Consider the following 20142-nt stretch of genomic DNA (forward strand, 5'->3'; position numbering starts at 1 on the left):
ATCAAAAAATCTGTTTCAGTTAGTTTATGTTAATTGTTATGGTAACAACCAGAACTAACCAAATCTATATCAAATTTGTCATACAGGCAATAAATTGAGCAAAAAAATTATGCATGCATAATAAATGTAGGTCAATTTTATGAATTTAAAAACGCATCGCTTTTTTCGAAAAACTGTTTGGGGTTTTCTGCATGGAGCCAGTGTCCAGCTTTATCTATAGTTTCGATAATGGCGATGGGGAAGTGCCTTTTGATCTCGTCGTAGTCGTTAGGTTGGATGTATTCTGAGCGATCGCCTCTTAAAAATAACGTTGGGCCATTATAAACTGCGGAAGGAAATATATTTTCCCCAATTTCTTCCATGCGGTTTTTGAGCACATCAAAGTTAAAACGGAACCCTAGCCTTTCTTTTTCCACCCAATAGAGGTTTTTGAGCAGAAACTGTCTAATTCCCCTATCTTTTATGTGTTTGGCCAGTTCATCATCGGCTTCGCGTCGATCCGAAATGGTGTTGAAGTCCAAATGTGAAAGCCCGTTAAAAATAAAGTCGTGATGCGGGGGGTAGTATTTTGGGGCAATGTCGGCCACTATTAATTTGGTCACTTTTTTGGGGTGGGATGTTGCCATTTGCATGGCTGTTTTGCCGCCCATGGAGTGCCCCATAACCAATGCCGATTCCACATTATGGTGCTCCATGTATGTGATCACATCATTGCTCAATACATCATAATTGAACTCTTCGGAGTGGAAACTTTTGCCGTGGTTCCGTTGATCTATCAAATGTACTTCGAATCCATTTTCGGCATATTTGGAGCCCAGGGTTTTCCAGTTGTCGGACATTCCCAGAAATCCATGAAGAATAACAAGTGGCTGGCCTTTGCCCAATATTTTTGAATGTAATATTTGCATTATTTCAATCTATCTAAATACATGTTCACTACATTTTCGAGGCCTAAATAAATGGACTCACATATTAATGCGTGACCGATGGATACCTCTAAAAGGTTTGGGATATGTTCCTTAAAAAACTTGATGTTGTCCAAGCTAAGGTCGTGACCTGCATTTAGGCCAAGGCCAACTTCCTGTGCCATTTTGGCCGCTGCAACAAATGGAGCAATGCTACCTTTCTTGTTGCCCTTGGCAAACGTTTCGGCAAAGCTTTCCGTATAGAGTTCAATGCGGTCGGTGCCGGTTTCTGCCGCTGCTTTTACCATTTCTACGTCGGGATCCACAAAAATAGAAGTGCGGATACCACTTTCTTTAAAGGTTTTGATTACATCCACTAAAAAATCTTTGTGTTTTATAGTGTCCCAACCGGCATTGGAGGTTATGGCATCCTCAGCATCGGGCACCAAGGTGACCTGCGTGGGTTTTGTTTCAAGTACCAAATCAATGAATTTTGGAATGGGGTTGCCCTCAATGTTGTATTCCGTGGATACCACTTTTTTTAGGTCCCTGGCATCTTGGTAACGGATGTGGCGTTCATCCGGACGCGGATGTATGGTGATGCCTTGTGCTCCAAAAGATTCGATATCCTTGGTGGAAGTTATCAAGTTGGGTACGTTGCCGCCTCTCGAATTTCTTAAAGTTGCCAGTTTATTTATGTTGACACTTAACTTTGTCATGGAGTTCATTTTTAGAATGTCAAAAATAAGAATTCGGCATGCCTTTTGCCATTTTAAATTAGTATTTTGCACTTAATAGTAGAGATATGCAGATTCAAGATAAAATAATCAATACGGTTCCTGTTTTCAATGTGTCGGAAACTTTAAAAGATGTTATTGCGTTTTTTGAAGAAACCACATTTTCCCATGTTGGAATTACCGAGAACGGAACGTATTTGGGGCTACTGTCAGAAAACGATCTGCCCTGTTTTGATGCGGAAAGGAAAATTGAGGATTTTAGGTTTGAAATGGAGGATTTCTTTGTGACAAAGGAAACTGCTTGGCTGGATGTTTTGGAAATGTTCTCCCGTAACGAGGCCAATGTGCTGCCTGTATTGGACGAAGACCGTTTGATTATCGGGTATTACGACCTGGAGGATATAGTAGATGTATTTATCGATACGCCTTTTTTTAGGGAGCCTGGAGCTATATTGGTGGTTTCCATCGGGATAAAAGATTATTCTTTTAGTGAGATAGCCCAAATCGTAGAAGGCAATAATGCCCGTTTGTTGGGAGCCTTTATTACCGATTCGCATAATGATATTGTGGAAATAACCCTTAAGGTAGGTACGCAAAGCCTAAACGAGGTCGCCCAGACCTTTAGGCGGTACAACTATACTATTGTGTTCGGAAACAGCGATGATCAGTTCTTGGAAGATTTGAAGCAGCGTTCCGACTATCTGGAAAAATATCTTAACGTTTAGTATGAAGGTAGCCATATACGGTCAATCTTTTCAAAAGGAAGATCAACTTTGTGTAGAGGAGCTAATGGACGAGTTGAAAAAACTGAATGCTTCCATATATGTAGAGGAATCTTTTTATGCGCTTGTAGCAACGATCACCAAGGAACAAATAAAAGGTACGTTTACCCAATCCAAGGGATTAGATCCATCTTTTGATATGTTCGTGAGTTTTGGTGGAGATGGAACTATGTTGCGGGCCGTTACCTATATTAAGGACTATGGGATTCCTATTGTTGGTGTAAATACCGGGAGACTGGGATTTTTGTCCACGTTTAAAAAAGAAAATGTCCGAAAACTTGTAACCGAGTTTCAAGCGGGGCATTTTACTATAGAGGAGCGTTCTTTGGTGGAACTGGAACTCGATTCGGAGCTGGACGAATTCAACGGACTCAATTTTGCCTTGAACGAGATTACGGTGAGCAGAAAAGATACCACTTCTATGATCACTGTGGAAACATGGTTGGACGATGAATATTTGACCTCGTATTGGTCCGATGGCCTGATCGTTTCCACACCAACAGGGTCAACAGGTTACTCTTTGAGTTGTGGTGGCCCTGTAATGGTGCCCTCTGCAAAATCGTTGGTGCTAACACCGATTGCGCCGCACAACCTCAATGCGAGGCCATTGGTAATTTCAGACAATACACAAATCAGGTTAAAAGTTTCCGGTAGGGAACACACGCACTTGGTATCCTTGGATTCGCGGATTGCAGATATTCCGAACGGAAAGGAAATTCGAATCAAAAAAGCGGATTTTACCGTTAAAATGATTGAGTACAAATCGGAAAGTTTCCTGAAAACTTTGAGGAATAAATTACTTTGGGGGGAAGATAAACGCAATTGATACGGATAAAAACAATAAATAGAACGAAAAACTGTTTAACAAGGGAGGACAATTTTAAACGTACAACTATAGACCTTCCTTTACTCTTAATACTTGAAACTTTTTGGATCGTATGCGAATAGTTTTGGCAGTTTTTCTGTGCTGTGTGATCAAAGTGAGCGCGCAAACCTACGAGATAGGGGTGTTTGCCGGCGGGGCCAATATGATAGGGGATGTGGGAAGGACCAATTATATCTTACCATCGGGACCTGCATTTGGCGGAATATTTAAATGGAACAAGGGCAAGCGCTATGCATGGCGTGGCAGTATACTTTATGGTAGTGTTACGGCTGATGACACTAAATCCAGTATGGAATCCAGACAACAAAGAGGGTATAAAGTGGATAATTCCATTTTGGAGTTCTCTGCCGGACTGGAAATAAACTTTGTGGAATACAACCTGCACAAGCTCGGACCGGCCTTTACACCATACCTTTACACAGGTTTTACTTACTTCAGGTACGATTTTAATTATATTGATGCCCTTCAAATGCAGGATATTAACCAAAAAGACGGTAGTTTTGCAATTCCAATGACGGTTGGGGCCAAGTATCGTTTAAATCAGTTTTTGATTCTTGGAGCAGAGATCGGGGCCAGATACACCTTTACGGATAATTTGGACGCTAGTAACCCGGAGGGCTCCAATTTTGAACAGTTCCGTTTTGGGAATATATTGAGCGATGACTGGTACGTTTTTACAGGTATAACCTTAACGTATACCTTTGGACGTAAACCTTGCCAGGATTGTTTTCAATAAAATGTACACACTAGAAGAAGTAGACAAAGATAAACTGCCGCAACATGTTGCCATTATAATGGATGGTAACGGCAGATGGGCAAAACAACGGGGAAAGCTCCGTATGTTCGGGCACGAGAATGGTGTTGATGCTGTAAACCAGGCCGTTGAGAATTGTGCCAAACTCAAGATACCTTACCTTACCCTATATGCTTTTTCCACCGAAAATTGGAACCGCCCTAAAACAGAGGTCGATACCTTGATGCGACTTTTGGTCAATGCCCTTAAAAAAGAACTAAAGACCTTGACCAAGCACAATATAAGGTTAAAGGCCATAGGTAAGATCGACACACTGCCCAAAAAAGTCTATAAAGAACTTACGGAGGTAATGTCCAAAACTGAAAACAATACGGGGATGACCCTTACGTTGGCATTGAGCTATGGCTCTAGGGAAGAGATAAAAACAGCTGTGCAAGAAATAGCGGTCAAAGTTAAAAATAACATAATTTCCCCTGAAAATATTGATGAAACAGTTATAAATACACATCTTTACACGCACTTTTTGCCTGATGTAGACCTACTTATACGCACAAGCGGCGAATGTAGGATAAGTAATTTTTTACTTTGGCAAATAGCATACGCCGAATTATATTTTATTGATGTATTTTGGCCCGACTTTAGAGAAAGTCATTTGGTAGAGGCCATAATAAGTTATCAAAATAGAGAACGACGATTTGGAAAAACGAGCGAACAACTTAACTAAGGGTATCACAAACGCTATACTTTCTACCCTTTTTATCCCCTTATTACTACTATCCACCCAGGCATTTGCCCAAGAAACCACTTTCGAGGAAGGCAAGCAATATATTTTGGGCGGACTATCGGTAACTGGATTGCAGAGTTACAACGAGCAAACCGTTAAAAGTTACACAGGGTTACGGGTAGGTCAACCCATAAAAGTTCCTGGTGACGAAATCAGTGCAGTGATCAAAAAGTTGTGGAACTTGGATTTGTTCAGCAATGTGGAAATGTTCTACACCAAAGTAGAGGATGACAAAATATTTCTGGAACTCAATATTATGGAGCGTCCAACATTGAACAATGTCACCGTATATGGTGTCAAAAAAAGGAAGGTCGACGATATCATTGACGACACCGACCTTAAAAAAGGTAAAAAAATTACCGAAAGCTTGATCGCAAACACGAAGAACTACCTTCAGAACAAGTACAAAAAACAAGGTTTCCTCAATGCAAAGGTAAGTATTGCCACCGCTACGGATACTACCGGGGCCAATACGCAGAACATGGTCATCAATGTAAACAAAGGCGATAAGGTTAAAATTCGCAAGATCACTTTCGATGGCAATGAGAAACTTTCCAACAAGCGACTCAAAAAATCTTTAAAAAACACTAAAAAGAAAAAGTTTTACCGTTTCTGGAAAAAGTCCAAATACATCGAAGCCGACTTTGAAGAAGACCTGTCCAATTTGGTCGACACCTATGCGGAAAGAGGGTATAGGGATGCCAGGGTGCTGTCCGACAGCTTTGTAAAGGTCGACGAAAAGAATATAGACCTTGTGATTTCTGTCGAAGAAGGGGACAAGTATTATTTTGGGGATATCAACTTTGTGGGCAACACAGTTTATACCGATAGAATGCTGACCCAATATTTAGGTATCAAAAAAGGTGATACTTACAATGGGGTTCTGTTAAAGGAACGTATCGCAGACGATACAAAGCCAGATGCAGAGGACTTGACCAATCTGTACCAGAACAACGGTTACCTATTTTCGAGTATTAACCCTGTTGAAGTTTCTGCAGTAAACGATACCATCGATTTTGAGATTCGAATAATAGAAGGAAAGGAAACATTCTTGGACCACGTTACGGTTTCTGGAAACGACAAGACCAATGACCACGTTATTTTTAGGGAAATCCGAACCAGGCCTGGTCAAAAATACAGCAAGGCCAATATTGTTAGAACCATTCGCGAATTGGGCCAACTCGGTTTTTTCGATGCAGAGCAGATCGTGCCGGACATTATCAATCCCAACCCTAACGAAGGAACTGTGGATGTAAACTATAGCTTGGTGGAATCCGGATCCAGCCAAATTGAACTCCAAGGTGGTTTTGGGGGTGGAGGTTTTATAGGGACCCTTGGGCTTTCCTTCAGTAATTTTTCCTTAAAGAATATTTTTAACAAAGAGGCCTATCAGCCAGTTCCCATGGGAGATGGTCAAACATTTGCTCTGCGTTTACAGGCGAGTAGAACTTTCCGGGTATATAGTTTAAACTTCTCGGAGCCATGGTTGGGGGGCAAAAAACCGGTCCGATTTAATTTATCGCTATCCAGGACCCAACAATTTGCGACCGGGTTCGATCAAAATGGAAGATTGGATGTGGATAAATCCCGTGGATTTGCCATTACAGGGGTATCTGCTGGTTTGGCAAAAAGAGTGCAATGGCCAGATGACTTTTTTACTATTTCACATTCCTTGAGTTATCAGTTGTACGACTTTAACGATTATAATAGTGGACTGTTCAATTTTGGTAATGGTAACTCCAATTCGCTGAGTTATACCTTTGGTATTTCAAGGAGTTCCCAGGGGCCAAGTAGAATTTTCCCGATGACAGGTTCAAACTTCGAACTAACGGCCAAGTTTACTCCGCCATACTCTTTGTTCAGTAATAAGGACTACGGTCAATTAAAAGATGATATCGACAATACCCTTGAGCGGTTGGATGAATTACAAAATTCCACAGATGCGGAAGAAATATTGGAGCGTGAGCAATTGGCAGAGGATTTGGAACGATTTGAAGAAGAGCGCTTTAAATTGTTGGAATATTACAAAATCAAGTTCAAAGGCGATTGGTACACCACCCTTGTAGATAAATTGGTTTTGCGTACCAATGCCGAGTTTGGCTTTTTAGGAGCTTACAATCACGATATAGGAGATGTGCCATTTGAGCGTTTCTACGTAGGTGGTGATGGTCTAGGAAACTTTACTTTGGACGGTAGGGACGTGGTGCAGTTGCGAGGTTATGAAAACCAATCGCTCACACCATATATTCCAAATGCCATAACCGGAAATCTTGAGCAGGACGGGGGTACCATTTATAATAAATTCTCCCTGGAGATGAGATATCCGCTAACTTTAAAGCCTTCTGCATCCATTTATGCACTATCATTTTTAGAAGCTGGTAACGCTTTCAACAATTTTAATGACTATAATCCGTTTGAGTTAAAAAGATCTGCCGGAGTGGGGCTACGTATTTTTATGCCGGCATTCGGTCTCTTGGGAATAGATTTTGGTTACGGTTTCGATAGCGATGCTCGTCCAGGATCTGTAGGGCCAAGTGGCTGGCAAACGCACTTCATCATCGGGCAGCAGTTTTAATCAGTGGAAAATTGTGTATTGCTAATTTGTAAATAACTCATATTTAATTAATTAGTAATTTTGGCACGATATTTTCTATGTAAAATGCGGAATCAAAGATGAATACCAAAGTTCTTTTATCACTAGTTGTTTTAATGTCCTCCTTGTATGGATTTTCCCAAAGGGGTGTTCGCATTGGGTATGTGGATATGGAGTATATCCTAGAAAATGTGGAAGAGTATAGGGACGCAACACAACAATTAAATGCCAAAGCTCAAAAGTGGAAGCAAGAAATTGAACTGAAGCAAAGTGTTGTCGACCAAATGAAGAAAGATCTAATGGCGGAAAAAGTGCTTCTTACCGATGAGTTGGTCCTTGAGCGTGAAGAAGAAATCCAAATTTTGGAAAAAGAAATGTTGGATTACCAACAAGACCGATTTGGGCCACAAGGAGATTTGGTGTTGCAAAAACAATTGCTGATCCAACCTATACAAGACCAAGTTTTTAATGAAGTACAAAAAATAGGTGCTAATAAAAGATACGATTTTATTTTTGATAAATCAGCAGATGTTGTAATGTTGTATTCCGAAAAACGGCACGATATCAGTGATTTGGTTTTAAGGGAAATAGGGCGCACAAGAAAAATAAGCGCTTCCAATAAAAAGCAACAAGAACAAAGCCGTTTGGAGCAGTTCAAGGAAGAAGAGGACAAGATCAGCGATGCCCTAAAAGAAAGACAGGAAAATGCTGCGCAAGCTTTGGAAGAAAAAGAAAAGGCAGCAGAAGAACGAAGAGAGGAAAAGCTAAAGGAACGCGAAGAGCGCAAAAAGGCATACGAAGAACGAAGAAAAAAATTATTGGAAGAGCGCGAGGCCAAACGCAAAGCTAAATTGGAAGAGCGAAAAAAAGCGCAAGAACAACAAAAGGATTCAATAGGATAGTTTTATATTGAAACACTAAATTTTAAGTCAAAATAGTAACGTAGAGAATCATGAAAAATGTAAAAAGAATCGCTGTGGCCCTAGTATTGTTTGTTGCGGCTACGGGTTTTGTAAACGCACAGAGCAAAGTTGCACATATCAATGTTCAGCAACTATTGTCTGACATGCCAGAGATGAAAGCTGCACAAGCTGAGTTGAAGAAATTACAGGAAACCTATAGAGCGGATATCCAAAGCTCAATGACAGAGCTTCAAAACAAGTATACCCAATACCAAAACGAAGCAACGTCCAAAACAAGAGAAGAAAACGAGCAAAGAGCAGTAGAGCTTCAAGGTTTTGAAAAAAATATTCAGGAAGCGGAACAAGCAGCTATGCAAGAAATGCAAAAAAAGCAACAAGAGTTGTTCTCACCAATCTCCGAAAAGGCAAAAGCAGCTATCGAAAAAGTGGCAGCAGCACAAGGTTACGACTATGTAATCGATGCAAGCCCAGGATTGAGCCTTATCGTGGCCAAAGGAAAAGACCTGTTGCCAGAAGTTAAGAAAGAACTTGGTTTCTAAACCATATCTAAGATTACGTAAAAAAACCGCTTTTATTAAAGCGGTTTTTTTATGCCATAAAATTTTTAGATACTATTTTTAATCATGCCAAAACCAATAGGAATATTCGATTCGGGAGTAGGGGGGACCTCCATTTGGAAGGAAGTTGCAAAAATGTTGCCGCACGAGCATACCATCTATCTGGCCGACAGCGCCAATGCCCCGTATGGAGAAAAGTCAAAAGAAGAGATTTTACGGCTCAGTATTAAAAATACCGAATATTTGGTCCAGAGTGGTTGTAAAATCATCATAGTAGCCTGTAATACCGCTACAACGAACGCAATTGATCATCTACGTTCCCATTACTCAGTACCTTTTATAGGCATAGAACCGGCAATCAAACCTGCGGCACTACAGACGAAAACAAAAAAAGTGGGTGTATTGGCCACTAAAGGAACGCTCTCCAGTCGCTTGTTCCACAATACTTCCAAACTTTTCGCCGAGGGCATAACCGTTTTCGAGCAAGAGGGAAAAGGATTGGTAGAGCTAATAGAGGCCGGTAAAATTGATACAGAAGAAATGAGGAACCTCTTGTCAATGCTTCTTGAACCTATGCTAGAGGAGAATATGGATTGTTTGGTGCTAGGGTGTACACACTATCCTTATCTTGTTCCTGTTTTAAAGGAAATATTGCCAAACAATGTAAATATCATAGATTCAGGCGAAGCCGTGGCTCGTCAAACCAAAACAATCTTGGAGCAGAAAAACTTGCAGACCAAGGTAAATGATAATCCTGAACATATTTTTTATACCAATGGCGATGTAACGGTTTTAAAAGACCTAATAGATAGCCCCAACGCTAAAGTCTCCTATCTTGATTTTTAATCCCTATTTTCTACGGTAGGTCAAATAAGTGAAATCATATTGGTGCCTGTCGTCCTTTGGGTGGTATTCTTCCTTTACGAGCTCCCATTGGTCCTCATTTATTTCAGGAAAAAAAGCATCAGCTTCAAACTTGCCGTGCACCCGTGTCAATTCAATATCCGTGGCAATGGTCATGCACTGCTTGTAAATTTTTCCACCACCAATTATAAAAGCGGTCTCGTTATCATCTACTAAATCGATCGCTTCGCTAATGGAATGTACCACGGTACATTGGAATTTTGGAACGTAGTCCTCGTCCCGGGTAATGGCAATGTGCGTTCGGTTGGGCAAAGGCTTGGGGAAGCTCTCCAAGGTTTTTCGCCCCATAATGATCTTGTGTCCGGAAGTCAAGGCTTTAAATCGCTTAAAATCATCGGGCAAATGCCAAACTAGATCGTTGTCCTTGCCCAAAGCATTGTTTTCTGCGGCCGCAGCAATGATGATCAATTTTTTCACTGATCTTTTTTTTTATTGATTTTGGAAAGGGGAAAATCGGTTTCTATTTCCTTTTGAAGTTCGCTTATTCGTTTTTTCTGAAGCTCCACCAGTCGTTCACGTTGGGATCGCTCCCAATCCTGCCCCATAAATTTATGTGTTACAAACACCTTAAAAGTGTGCATAGCGACCAAAAAGGTCCATATACAGATCAGCCAAATGGACCAATCGTAGGCAACACCATATTTTAAAACTTTGTTGGCAATGATCAAGAAAATACTGCCGATCAGAAATATGACCACATGGGAGTACAACCTCTTCTTCTGTTTTATACGTTTTTGGGCATTTTCCAGAAGTTGGTGCTGTTCCAAATCTATTTCAGGCTTTTTCTTTTTACCAAATGACAACATGGAATGGCTATCTTTATGGACAAAGATAATTGAATTGTTTCCAAAAATCCCGACATGCAAAAGCTAAGAAAAAAATTTCCAGTACTCAACCAGTGCATATATGCAAATACCGCAGCGACCGGTTTATTGAATGAGGATTTAATGGAGTGGCGACAAGGGCACGACCTTGATTACTTGATCGGGGGCAGTGAGATGAAAATGAACGGGTTTATGCATATGCCGGAAATAAAGAGAACTGTGGGCAAATTTTTTAGTTGCCGACCAGAAAACGTGGCCTTGGTACCCAATTTTAGTTTAGGGATCAATCTTTTGTTGGAAGGGCTCCCCAAGAACAAAAACATATTGCTTGTTAACAATGATTACCCTAGTCTTAATTGGCCTTTCGAGACACGAAATTTTAAGAGAACGTATGTGGATGCCGATGAAAATTTGGAAGAAAATATCCGTGGGCAGCTTAGAAAAGGGGGATTTGATGTATTGGCAATGAGTTTGGTGCAATGGCTCAATGGACTCCAAATAAATATGGAATTTTTAAAAGACCTAAAAAAAGAATTTCCCGACCTTGTTATTATTGCAGATGGTACGCAGTACTGTGGAACACAACCCTTCGATTTTGAAGCTTCGGGTATCGATATTTTGGGGGCAAGTGCCTACAAATGGCTTTTGGCCGGGTATGGCAATGGCTTCTTTTTGGTCAAGGATGCGGTAAAAGATCATTTCGAACTAAACGGTATCGGAAACGGGTCGGTGGATAACGATGCATCCAAACGAAATAATATCGGGTTTTGTAAGCATTTGGAACCGGGTCATCTGGATTCCCTCAACTTTGGAAGCTTGGAATTTGCGATCAAGTTTCTGGATGAAATAGGTTTGGACAATATTCAGTCTCAGTTAAAAAAGTTGTCCCGCCGGGCCCTTGCAGTTTTTAACGAATTGAATTTGTTGGAAGATAAGATCGTAAATCGGGAGCAACACAGTACCATTTTCAATATTAGGGGCGGAGACGAACTCTTCCATAAACTTACCAAGGAAAATATTGTGGCATCGCCCAGGGGAGGTGGTATTCGACTGAGCTTCCATTTTTACAATACCGTGGAAGAGGTGGATAGGATTGCCGCACTATTAAAACAATGGACGTAAGAATGTTTAATGATAAAAATCTACAGACATATTTATCAAAAGTAATCCTATTGTTAGGTAGATTTTATCAATTTGATAAATCGGTTCTAACTTATTGTAAATAAGCAGTTTTATGTATTGTTTTGTGCTTTAAATTAAACAACATTACCATGGCAATTAAAAAACAATACCTTAAGAGCAAGCCAGTTTGCAAAGTTACTTTTACAGTTCCTGCGGACGAGGCAAAAACAGTTGCTGTAGTTGGGGACTTTAACAAATGGAACCCTAAAAAAAGTACTTTAAAAAAATTGAAGAACGGCACTTTTAAAGGAACGTTCGATCTACCTGTCGAAAACAGCTACGAGTTTAGATATTTAATAGACGGAAATTACACCAACGATGCCGAAGCTGATCGTTTTCAATGGAACGATTATGCAGGTGCCGAGAATGCGGTATTGGAGATTTAATCAAAAAACTGTTTGCCATCAGTAGTGTTGAAATTACTGATGGCGATTTTCTAAATTGCTACCTATCTTTTTCATGAACCTGCAATAGGGCTCCATAAACTTTTGGTATAATTTGATGGGGTGCGGAAAGGGGTTCAGCCGAACGAGCCCAAAAATTACTTGGCCCAATAGTCCACTACCAAAACATCTGCAATATGCGGGCCGGCAATGTCTCCAAAGGCCACGTGGTCGGGGTGGGTAAGGTAAGTGTCACGATCGTCTTCATTGTCAAATGTCAGTAAAAAACAGTGGGTTAGGTCTTTGTTCAAGCTCTCCGGGCTGTTATTCATTCCCCATTCATAACCTTTTATTACATCTATTTTGGATGGCAGGGCATTAAAGGCCTCCTCCACTAAGTTGATGTCCTCTGCGCTCGAAGACTCCTTAAATTTGAACAAAACTACATGGCGTAACTTAGGAGCTTCGGTCTCGGTATTTTCTTCCACGGTCTTGTTCTGCTTTTCCGTTTCTTCCTTTCTGGGTTCTTCACCGCAGCTGGCAAATAGCAGTGCGGTAAAAAGAGTGATGATGGGTTTCATGAAATATCGTTTTTTTGATGAATTGACTCAAATGTACGATTTTACAAAGATTAATATTGTTTCTGCTTCCACTACATTTTTTTTGTCATCCCTAAACTCGATACATGTACTCATGAGTTCAATTGCCCATTTTGATGGGAGTGGGGCAGGTTAGCAAAAACCTGGATGGATTTAAGTCTTGGGAATACTTTGTGGATTAAACGAACCATATTTTGGCATTGGCCATTGTGTTGTGATACAGAAATATTGGGAAAAACAGATCTTGATTACTCGTTCAAAAGCTCTTGGAATTTTTCTAGGAATTGGCCAATATGGTAGCCGTCCACCAAAGCATGGTGTACATGAATGGAAACAGGCATAGTTTTAACGTCATTTACCTCTGTTACCTTTCCAAATGATATTTTGGGGCAACTATCCGGATGGGAATAACTCCGAGCGTGGGATAGGCTGGTAAAATCTACCCATGGAATAGCTGAAAAGTGGATAACATTCTCATGCAGGGCGGGTATTAGAGTGGTGGAATTCTTTACTTTTTCTATTACCGCCAAAGCCTCTTTTTGGAACATATGTTCATCTTCAAAATACTCCATATAGGAGAATCCAAAAGTGCCATTGGGGCGGTTAATGGTGGGGGAGGCAAATATCTTTTCGTACAAATAGACATTATGGTCTATGATCCTGTACCGCAAGTTTTCTATCTGGTTTGCTGCTTTTAGCGCACGATACAGATAGTAAAGAAAAAAAGAGGAATTTTTTGATTTGGCCGTTGTGTACGCATGGGTGCAATCTACTTTGGCCGTTATACCGTAAAAGGGCTCCTCAAATTTTGAAAAAAACCGAAAATGTTCCCTTCTGTCCCAATTTTCAATATCAACCTGTATTTTGTCCTCATTTTGCCGCATTGCAACCTATTTTATACCGCGACCACTCCCTTAATATGTGGGTGTGGATCGTAATTGGATAACTCAAAATCCTCGAAACTAAAAGAGAAAATATCTTTTACTTCAGGGTTTAGCTTCATGGTCGGCAAGGGGCGTGGATCTCGTGTCAATTGCAATTCCACTTGCTCCATGTGGTTGTTATAAATATGGGCATCGCCAAAAGTGTGGATAAATTCACCCGGTTGGTAGCCACAAACTTGTGCCATCATTAAAGTGAAAAGGGCATAGGAAGCGATATTGAACGGTACTCCCAAAAATATATCCGCGCTTCTTTGGTACAATTGGCAAGATAGTTTGCCATCTGCCACATAAAATTGGAAGAAGGCATGGCAGGGTGGAAGAGCTGCCTTTCCGTTGGCTACATTTTCCGAAAAAGAGACCGATGTGTCTGGTAAAACGCTGGGATTCCATGCGGAAACCAACATTCTACGGCTGTTGGGGTTATTTTTTAAGGATTCCACTACTTCTTTGATCTGATCGATTTCCTCGTTGTTCCAATTGCGCCATTGGTGTCCATAAACAGGGCCCAGATCTCCATTTTCGTCAGCCCACTCGTTCCATATACGCACACCGTTGTCTTGCAGATATTGGATATTGGTGTCGCCGTTTAAAAACCACAGTAATTCGTGGACTATGGATTTTAAGTGTAACTTTTTGGTCGTTACCATAGGGAATCCTTCAGCGAGGTCAAATCGCATTTGATATCCAAAAACGCTCAAGGTACCTGTTCCTGTCCGGTCTCCTTTTTGGTTTCCGTTTTCCAATACATGTTTAAGAAGGTCGTGGTATTGTTTCATGCTGTTGTTTCGTTAACAAATGTCGCTTCGAGCAGGGGGAATGAGGGTAAATCCAAAACATTTCGACTACGCTCGATACGACAAAAAATCAATCTATCGAAATTAATTCAATAAGTGTGTTTTGGGAACTAAAATTAGCAAGACTTATGAAAACTTTATTAACTATAAGGGGTGTAAGATAAAGGATGTTTGGTTGAAGGGTTAATGGTTTGCCCGGTTGTATTTTATCAAGGATGCAATTCCCTGTTGTAGTTTTTGAATGTTTTTAATGATGAGCTTTGCTGAATTTGAAGAAATAAAATTTAAATCTTCGCATAGAATAATATGTGATTCCAGTTCGTATACAGAGCCTAAACTGACTTGTAGAAAGCGAACAAAATCTTTCTGTGAATATTTTGCACATCCTTCAGCAATTTACCCTAAAATCATCCCAGCAATGGTGGCAGATAACAAGGAAGCTAGTGAACCTCCCAAAACAGCCTTCATGCCAAATGAGGAGAGTACCTTGCGTTGGCCCGGTGCCAAAGACCCGATACCTCCAATTTGAATACCGATGGAGGCAAAATTGGCGAAACCACAGAGCATGTAGGTAGCCATGATCACCGATTTGTTATAGGTAAAGTGAACGCCGCTGGCTACATTTTTAAGGTCTGCCAATTGAATATAGCCGACAAACTCGCTTGCGGCCAATTTTATCCCTAGCAATTGTCCCATGAGCATTATGTCCTCATTGGCGACACCAATTAACCACATGAGCGGGGCAAAAATGGTTCCAAGGATAGCTTCGAGGGAGAAATTTTCGTAGGGAGAGTTCGTAGATATCCAATGGTTCAGGGTGGTCAAGTCACCGATCCATCCCAAAATACCATTGATCATGGCAATAAAGGCAACAAAAACCAATAACATGGCACCAACGTTCAAGGCCAATTTTAATCCTTCTGTGGTTCCGTTGGCAATGGCATCCAAAAAATTGGCCCCTATTTTTTTTGCCGATACCTTAACATCGGTGTTGACTTCCTCTGTTTGTGGGTACAATATTTTTGAAATAACAATTGCTCCCGGGGCGGCCATTACCGATGCCGCCAATAGGTGTTTTGCAAAAACCAAACGTAGTTCGGGATCATCGCCTCCCAAAAAGCCGATGTATGCCGCCAATACAGCACCAGCTACCGTCGCCATACCACCGATCATAACCAACAGGATTTCGGACTTGTTCATTTTTTCCAAATAGGCTTTGATCAACAAAGGAGCTTCTGTTTGGCCCAAAAAAATGTTGCCGGCCACAGAAAGGCTCTCCGCTCCGGATATGCCAAGAGATTTGGAAAGCAACCATGCCATCCACTTAACAACAACCTGGATAACCCCTAAATAGTATAGCACCGATGTGAGTGCCGAAAAGAAAATAATGGTCGGCAATACTTGGAATGCAAAGATGTACCCGAAAGTATCCATATCCACAACAAGACCTTCAAATAAAAATTGGCTACCTGCCCTTGTAAATTCTAAAATGCTCACAAAAACACCGCCCACTTTTTCAAAAATATATTGTACAAATGGTACTTTAAGCACACCGATGGCGATCAGTACTTGTAGTGAAAGTCCAATGCCCACGGTTTTCCAATTGATAGCTTTTCTGTTCGAACTGAACAAAAAAGATATTAAGATCAGTACTGCCATGCCCAAGGCTCCACGTAGTAGGGTGGAAAGTGAAAAACCCTGGTTAGGGATTATATCAGAAGCTTGTTCTTGAGCGATATTTTCCGTAATGGTTGATCCAATCGCAATATTTAGTGAATCTGCGGGGATGGAACTTTGGCCGAAAGCGACCGAACAAACGAGTAAAAGTATGAGTAAACTTTGGGTCCTTTTCGCCATGTAAGTTTTATTTGCGCTTGGAAATTTCATCCCTTAATTTGGCCGCTTTCTCGTAGTCTTCACTGGCCACTGCTTTTTCCAATTCTTGATGAAGTTCCTGGAGGGACATTTCTCGGTATCCGTGGGTGTCGGAGCCTGATTCTATTTCGACAGCTTCACCTTCTTGGAGTATTTCATCTACCATAATACTATCATTCTCATCTTCGTCCTTTTCCTTGGATGAAAATTTTAGGAAAATGCCTGCCTTGTCCAATATGGTTTTGTAGGTAAATATCGGAGCATTGAACCTAAGTGCCAATGCAATGGCATCACTGGTTCGAGCATCTATAATTTCCTCTTCTTCATCCCTTTCGCAAATTAGGCTGGAATAAAAAACACCATCTACCAATTTATGTATGATCACTTGTTTTACCACGATCTTAAATCTGTCGGCAAAATTCTTGAACAGATCGTGTGTCAAGGGGCGTGGTGGTTTTATTTCTTTTTCCAATGCAATGGCAATGGACTGCGCTTCAAAAGCACCTATAACGATGGGAAGTTTTCTGTCTCCATCCTCTTCATTCAAAATAAGGGCGTATGCGCCATTTTGTGTTTGGCTATAGGAAATCCCCTTTATTTTTAATCGTACTAAACTCATATATCTCCTCCTAAAGCAAAAGGGCCGTTCAAATAAGTGGCAATGCCAGTTATCTGAACAGCCCCTTGCAATGGGCAAATTAACAAAATTTAAGCGTTTTGGGCTTTAAATTCTTTTAATTTTTCTATCAGCTGGGGCACTACCTCGAAGGCATCGCCCACGACTCCGTAATCCGCAGCCTTAAAGAAAGGCGCTTCAGGGTCATTATTGATTACCACTTTTACTTTGGAAGCGTTGATTCCTGCCAAATGTTGTATGGCCCCGGAAATACCGATCGCGATGTAGAGGTTGCTTGCAACTGGCTTTCCTGTTTGGCCTACGTGCTCACTGTGCGGGCGCCATCCCATATCCGAAACCGGCTTGGAGCATGCTGTTGCCGCGCCCAAAACATCCGCTAGTTCTTCTACCATGCCCCAGTTTTCTGGTCCTTTTAGGCCACGTCCACCGGAAACTACGATATCGGCATCGGCAATTGTTGCTTTGCCGACCACTCTGTCCACTTCCACAGATTTTACATTAAAGCTCCCATCTCCCAAATTGGCGGAGAATTCTTCCACCGAGACCGGAACGTTGTTTTCCACAATTCCGAAGGCATTGCTGGATACGCCAATAATCTTGGTTTCTGCCGAAATCTCGGTCATGGCAAATCCTTTATTACTGAATGCCGTTCGTTTTACTACAAAAGGTGATGTGCTCTCAGGAGCGGCTACGACATTGGGAACGTACCCTGCACTTAGTTTAGCGGTAAGGATCGGTGCTAAAAATTTAGTATCTGCACTGGAGCTCAATATAATTACCTTGGCATCTTCTGCTTTGGCCGCTTGTGCCAAAACTTCTGCGTATGCCTTGGCATTAAATGTGGACAGGCTTTCATCGGAAATTTTTAAAACTTTGGAAACTCCATAATTGCCCAAAGATGCATCTTCTTCGGCATTAAAGGATACAGCAGTAACTGTTGTGCCTAGATCTTGGGCCACTTTATGTGCGTAAGAGGCCACTTCAAAGGCATTTTTTTTGAATTTTCCCTTTAGGGATTCTGTATATACTAGTACTGACATAATTTTTTCTTGTTTAGATAACTTTTGCTTCGTTGTGCAGTAGCTCGACCAATTCGCCGATATTTTCGGCATCTACCAATTTTACAGGTCCCTTGGCTGCTGGTTTTTCAAACTTTTGATCTTGTGTGTGCTGTGCGGCATCAATAGGTTCTACTACGTTCAAAGTTTTTTTACGGGCCATCATAATACCTCTCATATTGGGAATGCGAAGGTCACTTTCCTCTACCAAACCTTTTTGCCCTGCGATGACCAACGGAAGACTGGTGCTTATTTTTTCTTTACCACCATCGATTTCGCGAACTGCTGTGGCATTGTTTCCGTCAATTTCTAGGCCTATACACGTGTTAACGAAGTTCATGTCCAATAGTGTGGCGAGGATACCAGGTACCATACCACCGTTGTAGTCGATAGATTCTCTACCGGCAATAACAAGGTCGTACGAACCATTTTTAACCACTTCGGCCAACTGTTGGGCCACAAAAAAGCCGTCTGTTGGTTCTGCATTTATTCTAATCGCCTCATCGGCGCCAATGGCCAAGGCCTTACGAATGGTAGGCTCGGTTTGAGCTTCACCTACATTCACCACATGTACGGTGGCACCTTGTTTTTCCTTGAACCACATGGCTCGGGTCAATCCAAACTCATCATTAGGATTAATAACAAATTGAACCCCGTTTGTATCAAACTTGGTATCGCCTTCCGTAAAATTGATTTTGGAAGTGGTATCCGGCACGTTGCTTATGCAAACTAAAATCTTCATATATACTTTAGGTTTATGTGTTCAAATATAATTATAAAATTGGAAGTTTATTATGCATGCATAATAAATTTTGTTCTTTTTTTGGATTTTGGTCAAGCAAATTTCGGGTAGTTTTTCCTATTTTTGCTTGCGTTTTTAAGCAGACTATAAATATTTAGTACGATTTAATGAAAACATTACAGTTTAGGGAGGCAGTAGCCGAGGCTATGTCCGAAGAAATGCGAAGAGATGATACCATTTACCTAATGGGCGAGGAGGTAGCCGAATATAATGGGGCTTACAAGGCTTCCAAGGGCATGTTGGACGAGTTTGGGCCGGAGCGTGTGATCGATACACCGATTTCCGAGTTGGGATTTGCCGGTATCGGCGTGGGTTCTGCTATGAACGGAAACAGACCTATCATTGAATTTATGACGTTCAATTTCTCATTGGTAGGAATTGATCAAATTATAAACAACGCTGCCAAGATTCGTCAGATGTCAGGTGGTCAGTTTAATTGCCCTATCGTATTTAGAGGGCCTACCGCCTCTGCAGGACAGTTGGCCGCGACACACTCCCAGGCTTTCGAAAGCTGGTACGCCAACACTCCTGGGCTAAAAGTTGTTGTTCCTTCGAATCCGGCGGACGCCAAGGGACTGTTGAAATCTGCCATTCGAGATGACGACCCTGTGATTTTTATGGAATCGGAACAAATGTATGGGGATAAAGGCGAAGTCCCAGAAGGTGAGTATACCATACCTTTGGGGGTTGCCGACATTAAAAGGGAAGGTACCGATGTAACCATTGTTTCCTTTGGAAAAATCATTAAAGAAGCATACAAGGCTGCCGATGAGTTGGAAAAAGAAGGTATTTCTTGTGAGATAATCGATTTGAGAACCGTGCGTCCCATGGACCACGAGACCATCTTGACCTCTGTTAAGAAAACCAATAGAATGGTAATTTTGGAAGAGGCATGGCCATTCGGGAACGTAGCAACCGAGATTATCTATCACGTTCAGGACAAGGCATTCGATTATTTAGATGCCCCGATCGTAAAATTGAACACAGCTGACACCCCTGCGCCATACTCACCAGTGCTTTTGGCAGAATGGTTGCCAAATCACGAAGATGTGATAAAGGCTGTTAAGAAAGTGTTATACAAGCTTTAGAGTTAAAATTGTAAAGTATATTAGCCCCGTCAACATTGTTGATGGGGTTATTTTTTAGGGAACATTTTTTGATTAGAAATTACTTTAAACCAAATTTGACCTTATTAATTA

The 20142-nt window shown here is 41.2% G+C and carries 23 protein-coding genes; 11 read left to right on the forward strand and 12 right to left on the reverse strand.

What is annotated here, in order from left to right:
- Positions 1-137: 137 nt before the first annotated feature.
- On the reverse strand, positions 138-908 hold the full coding sequence (locus MJO53_RS10365; protein ID WP_252079031.1) for an alpha/beta fold hydrolase: 771 nt from the start codon (positions 906-908) through the stop codon (positions 138-140).
- Positions 908-1624 carry a pyridoxine 5'-phosphate synthase gene (locus tag MJO53_RS10370; RefSeq protein WP_252079032.1) on the reverse strand — a complete coding sequence of 239 codons (717 nt, stop codon included), beginning with the start codon at positions 1622-1624 and terminating at the stop codon, positions 908-910. Before MJO53_RS10370 ends, MJO53_RS10365 begins: the two co-directional genes overlap by 1 nt.
- 86 nt (positions 1625-1710) lie before the next feature.
- On the opposite strand from MJO53_RS10370, the gene MJO53_RS10375 reads away from it, so the two are divergent.
- The 8 genes from MJO53_RS10375 (at position 1711) to murI (ending at position 9767) form a co-directional block, all read left to right on the forward strand.
- Positions 1711-2367, forward strand: coding sequence for a CBS domain-containing protein (locus MJO53_RS10375; protein ID WP_252079033.1), 657 nt, complete (start codon positions 1711-1713; stop codon positions 2365-2367).
- A gap of 1 nt (position 2368) precedes the next feature.
- A complete protein-coding gene (locus MJO53_RS10380) occupies positions 2369-3250 on the forward strand; it encodes an NAD kinase (RefSeq protein ID WP_224835391.1) in 882 nt (293 codons plus the stop codon).
- 112 nt (positions 3251-3362) lie between these two features.
- On the forward strand, positions 3363-4046 hold the full coding sequence (locus MJO53_RS10385; protein WP_224835390.1) for a DUF6089 family protein: 684 nt from the start codon (positions 3363-3365) through the stop codon (positions 4044-4046).
- 1 nt (position 4047) lies between these two features.
- Positions 4048-4788, forward strand: coding sequence for an isoprenyl transferase (locus MJO53_RS10390; protein WP_224835389.1), 741 nt, complete (start codon positions 4048-4050; stop codon positions 4786-4788).
- A complete protein-coding gene (locus MJO53_RS10395; RefSeq protein ID WP_252079034.1) occupies positions 4760-7423 on the forward strand; it encodes a BamA/OMP85 family outer membrane protein in 2664 nt (887 codons plus the stop codon). The genes MJO53_RS10390 and MJO53_RS10395 overlap by 29 nt, the downstream gene beginning before the upstream one ends.
- Before the next feature lie 98 nt (positions 7424-7521).
- Positions 7522-8343 carry an OmpH family outer membrane protein gene (locus MJO53_RS10400; RefSeq protein WP_224835387.1) on the forward strand — a complete coding sequence of 274 codons (822 nt, stop codon included), beginning with the start codon at positions 7522-7524 and terminating at the stop codon, positions 8341-8343.
- Positions 8344-8393: 50 nt separating this feature from the next.
- Positions 8394-8903: an OmpH family outer membrane protein gene (locus MJO53_RS10405; RefSeq protein WP_224835386.1), complete on the forward strand. Its 510-nt coding sequence runs from the start codon at positions 8394-8396 to the stop codon at positions 8901-8903.
- Between the two features lie 84 nt (positions 8904-8987).
- The gene (gene murI / locus MJO53_RS10410; RefSeq protein ID WP_252079035.1) at positions 8988-9767 is read left to right on the forward strand and encodes a glutamate racemase; all 780 of its coding nucleotides are present in this window, start codon (positions 8988-8990) and stop codon (positions 9765-9767) included.
- Between the two features lie 3 nt (positions 9768-9770).
- Here murI and MJO53_RS10415 read toward each other — a convergent pair whose 3' ends face one another.
- Together MJO53_RS10415 and MJO53_RS10420 are read right to left on the reverse strand one after the other, a co-directional pair.
- The gene (locus MJO53_RS10415; RefSeq protein WP_252079036.1) at positions 9771-10262 is read right to left on the reverse strand and encodes a dihydrofolate reductase; all 492 of its coding nucleotides are present in this window, start codon (positions 10260-10262) and stop codon (positions 9771-9773) included.
- On the reverse strand, positions 10259-10651 hold the full coding sequence (locus MJO53_RS10420; RefSeq protein WP_224835383.1) for a 2TM domain-containing protein: 393 nt from the start codon (positions 10649-10651) through the stop codon (positions 10259-10261). Before MJO53_RS10420 ends, MJO53_RS10415 begins: the two co-directional genes overlap by 4 nt.
- Before the next feature lie 54 nt (positions 10652-10705).
- Here MJO53_RS10420 and MJO53_RS10425 point away from each other — a divergent pair, with 54 nt between their 5' ends.
- Both MJO53_RS10425 and MJO53_RS10430 read left to right on the forward strand, forming a co-directional pair.
- On the forward strand, positions 10706-11791 hold the full coding sequence (locus tag MJO53_RS10425) for an aminotransferase class V-fold PLP-dependent enzyme (protein WP_252079037.1): 1086 nt from the start codon (positions 10706-10708) through the stop codon (positions 11789-11791).
- 149 nt (positions 11792-11940) lie between these two features.
- A complete protein-coding gene (locus MJO53_RS10430; protein WP_224835381.1) occupies positions 11941-12237 on the forward strand; it encodes an isoamylase early set domain-containing protein in 297 nt (98 codons plus the stop codon).
- 155 nt (positions 12238-12392) lie between these two features.
- Here the strand turns inward: MJO53_RS10430 and MJO53_RS10435 are convergent, their stop codons facing one another.
- The 8 genes from MJO53_RS10435 to MJO53_RS10470 form a co-directional block, all read right to left on the reverse strand.
- Positions 12393-12815: a Dabb family protein gene (locus MJO53_RS10435; protein WP_252079038.1), complete on the reverse strand. Its 423-nt coding sequence runs from the start codon at positions 12813-12815 to the stop codon at positions 12393-12395.
- A 266-nt stretch (positions 12816-13081) separates the two neighbouring features.
- On the reverse strand, positions 13082-13717 hold the full coding sequence (locus MJO53_RS10440) for a chloramphenicol acetyltransferase (RefSeq protein ID WP_224835379.1): 636 nt from the start codon (positions 13715-13717) through the stop codon (positions 13082-13084).
- Positions 13718-13728: 11 nt separating this feature from the next.
- Positions 13729-14553 carry a thymidylate synthase gene (locus MJO53_RS10445; protein WP_224835378.1) on the reverse strand — a complete coding sequence of 275 codons (825 nt, stop codon included), beginning with the start codon at positions 14551-14553 and terminating at the stop codon, positions 13729-13731.
- 201 nt (positions 14554-14754) lie between these two features.
- Complete coding sequence (locus MJO53_RS10450) at positions 14755-14967, reverse strand: four helix bundle protein (RefSeq protein WP_252081241.1); 213 nt, start codon at positions 14965-14967, stop codon at positions 14755-14757.
- Positions 14968-16428, reverse strand: a complete 1461-nt coding sequence (locus tag MJO53_RS10455; protein ID WP_252079039.1) for a NupC/NupG family nucleoside CNT transporter — start codon at positions 16426-16428, stop codon at positions 14968-14970.
- Positions 16429-16435: 7 nt separating this feature from the next.
- Entirely contained in the window at positions 16436-17065 is a 630-nt protein-coding gene (locus tag MJO53_RS10460; RefSeq protein ID WP_224835376.1) for a bifunctional nuclease family protein, read from the reverse strand.
- 89 nt (positions 17066-17154) lie between these two features.
- A complete protein-coding gene (locus tag MJO53_RS10465; protein WP_252079040.1) occupies positions 17155-18123 on the reverse strand; it encodes an electron transfer flavoprotein subunit alpha/FixB family protein in 969 nt (322 codons plus the stop codon).
- Between the two features lie 13 nt (positions 18124-18136).
- Complete coding sequence (locus MJO53_RS10470; protein ID WP_252079041.1) at positions 18137-18883, reverse strand: electron transfer flavoprotein subunit beta/FixA family protein; 747 nt, start codon at positions 18881-18883, stop codon at positions 18137-18139.
- A 167-nt stretch (positions 18884-19050) separates the two neighbouring features.
- On the opposite strand from MJO53_RS10470, the gene MJO53_RS10475 reads away from it, so the two are divergent.
- Positions 19051-20031, forward strand: coding sequence for a pyruvate dehydrogenase complex E1 component subunit beta (locus tag MJO53_RS10475; RefSeq protein WP_224835373.1), 981 nt, complete (start codon positions 19051-19053; stop codon positions 20029-20031).
- Positions 20032-20142: the final 111 nt, after the last annotated feature.

The sequence above is a fragment of the Flagellimonas marinaquae genome, from assembly GCF_023716465.1.
Lineage (GTDB): Bacteria > Bacteroidota > Bacteroidia > Flavobacteriales > Flavobacteriaceae > Flagellimonas > Flagellimonas alginolytica.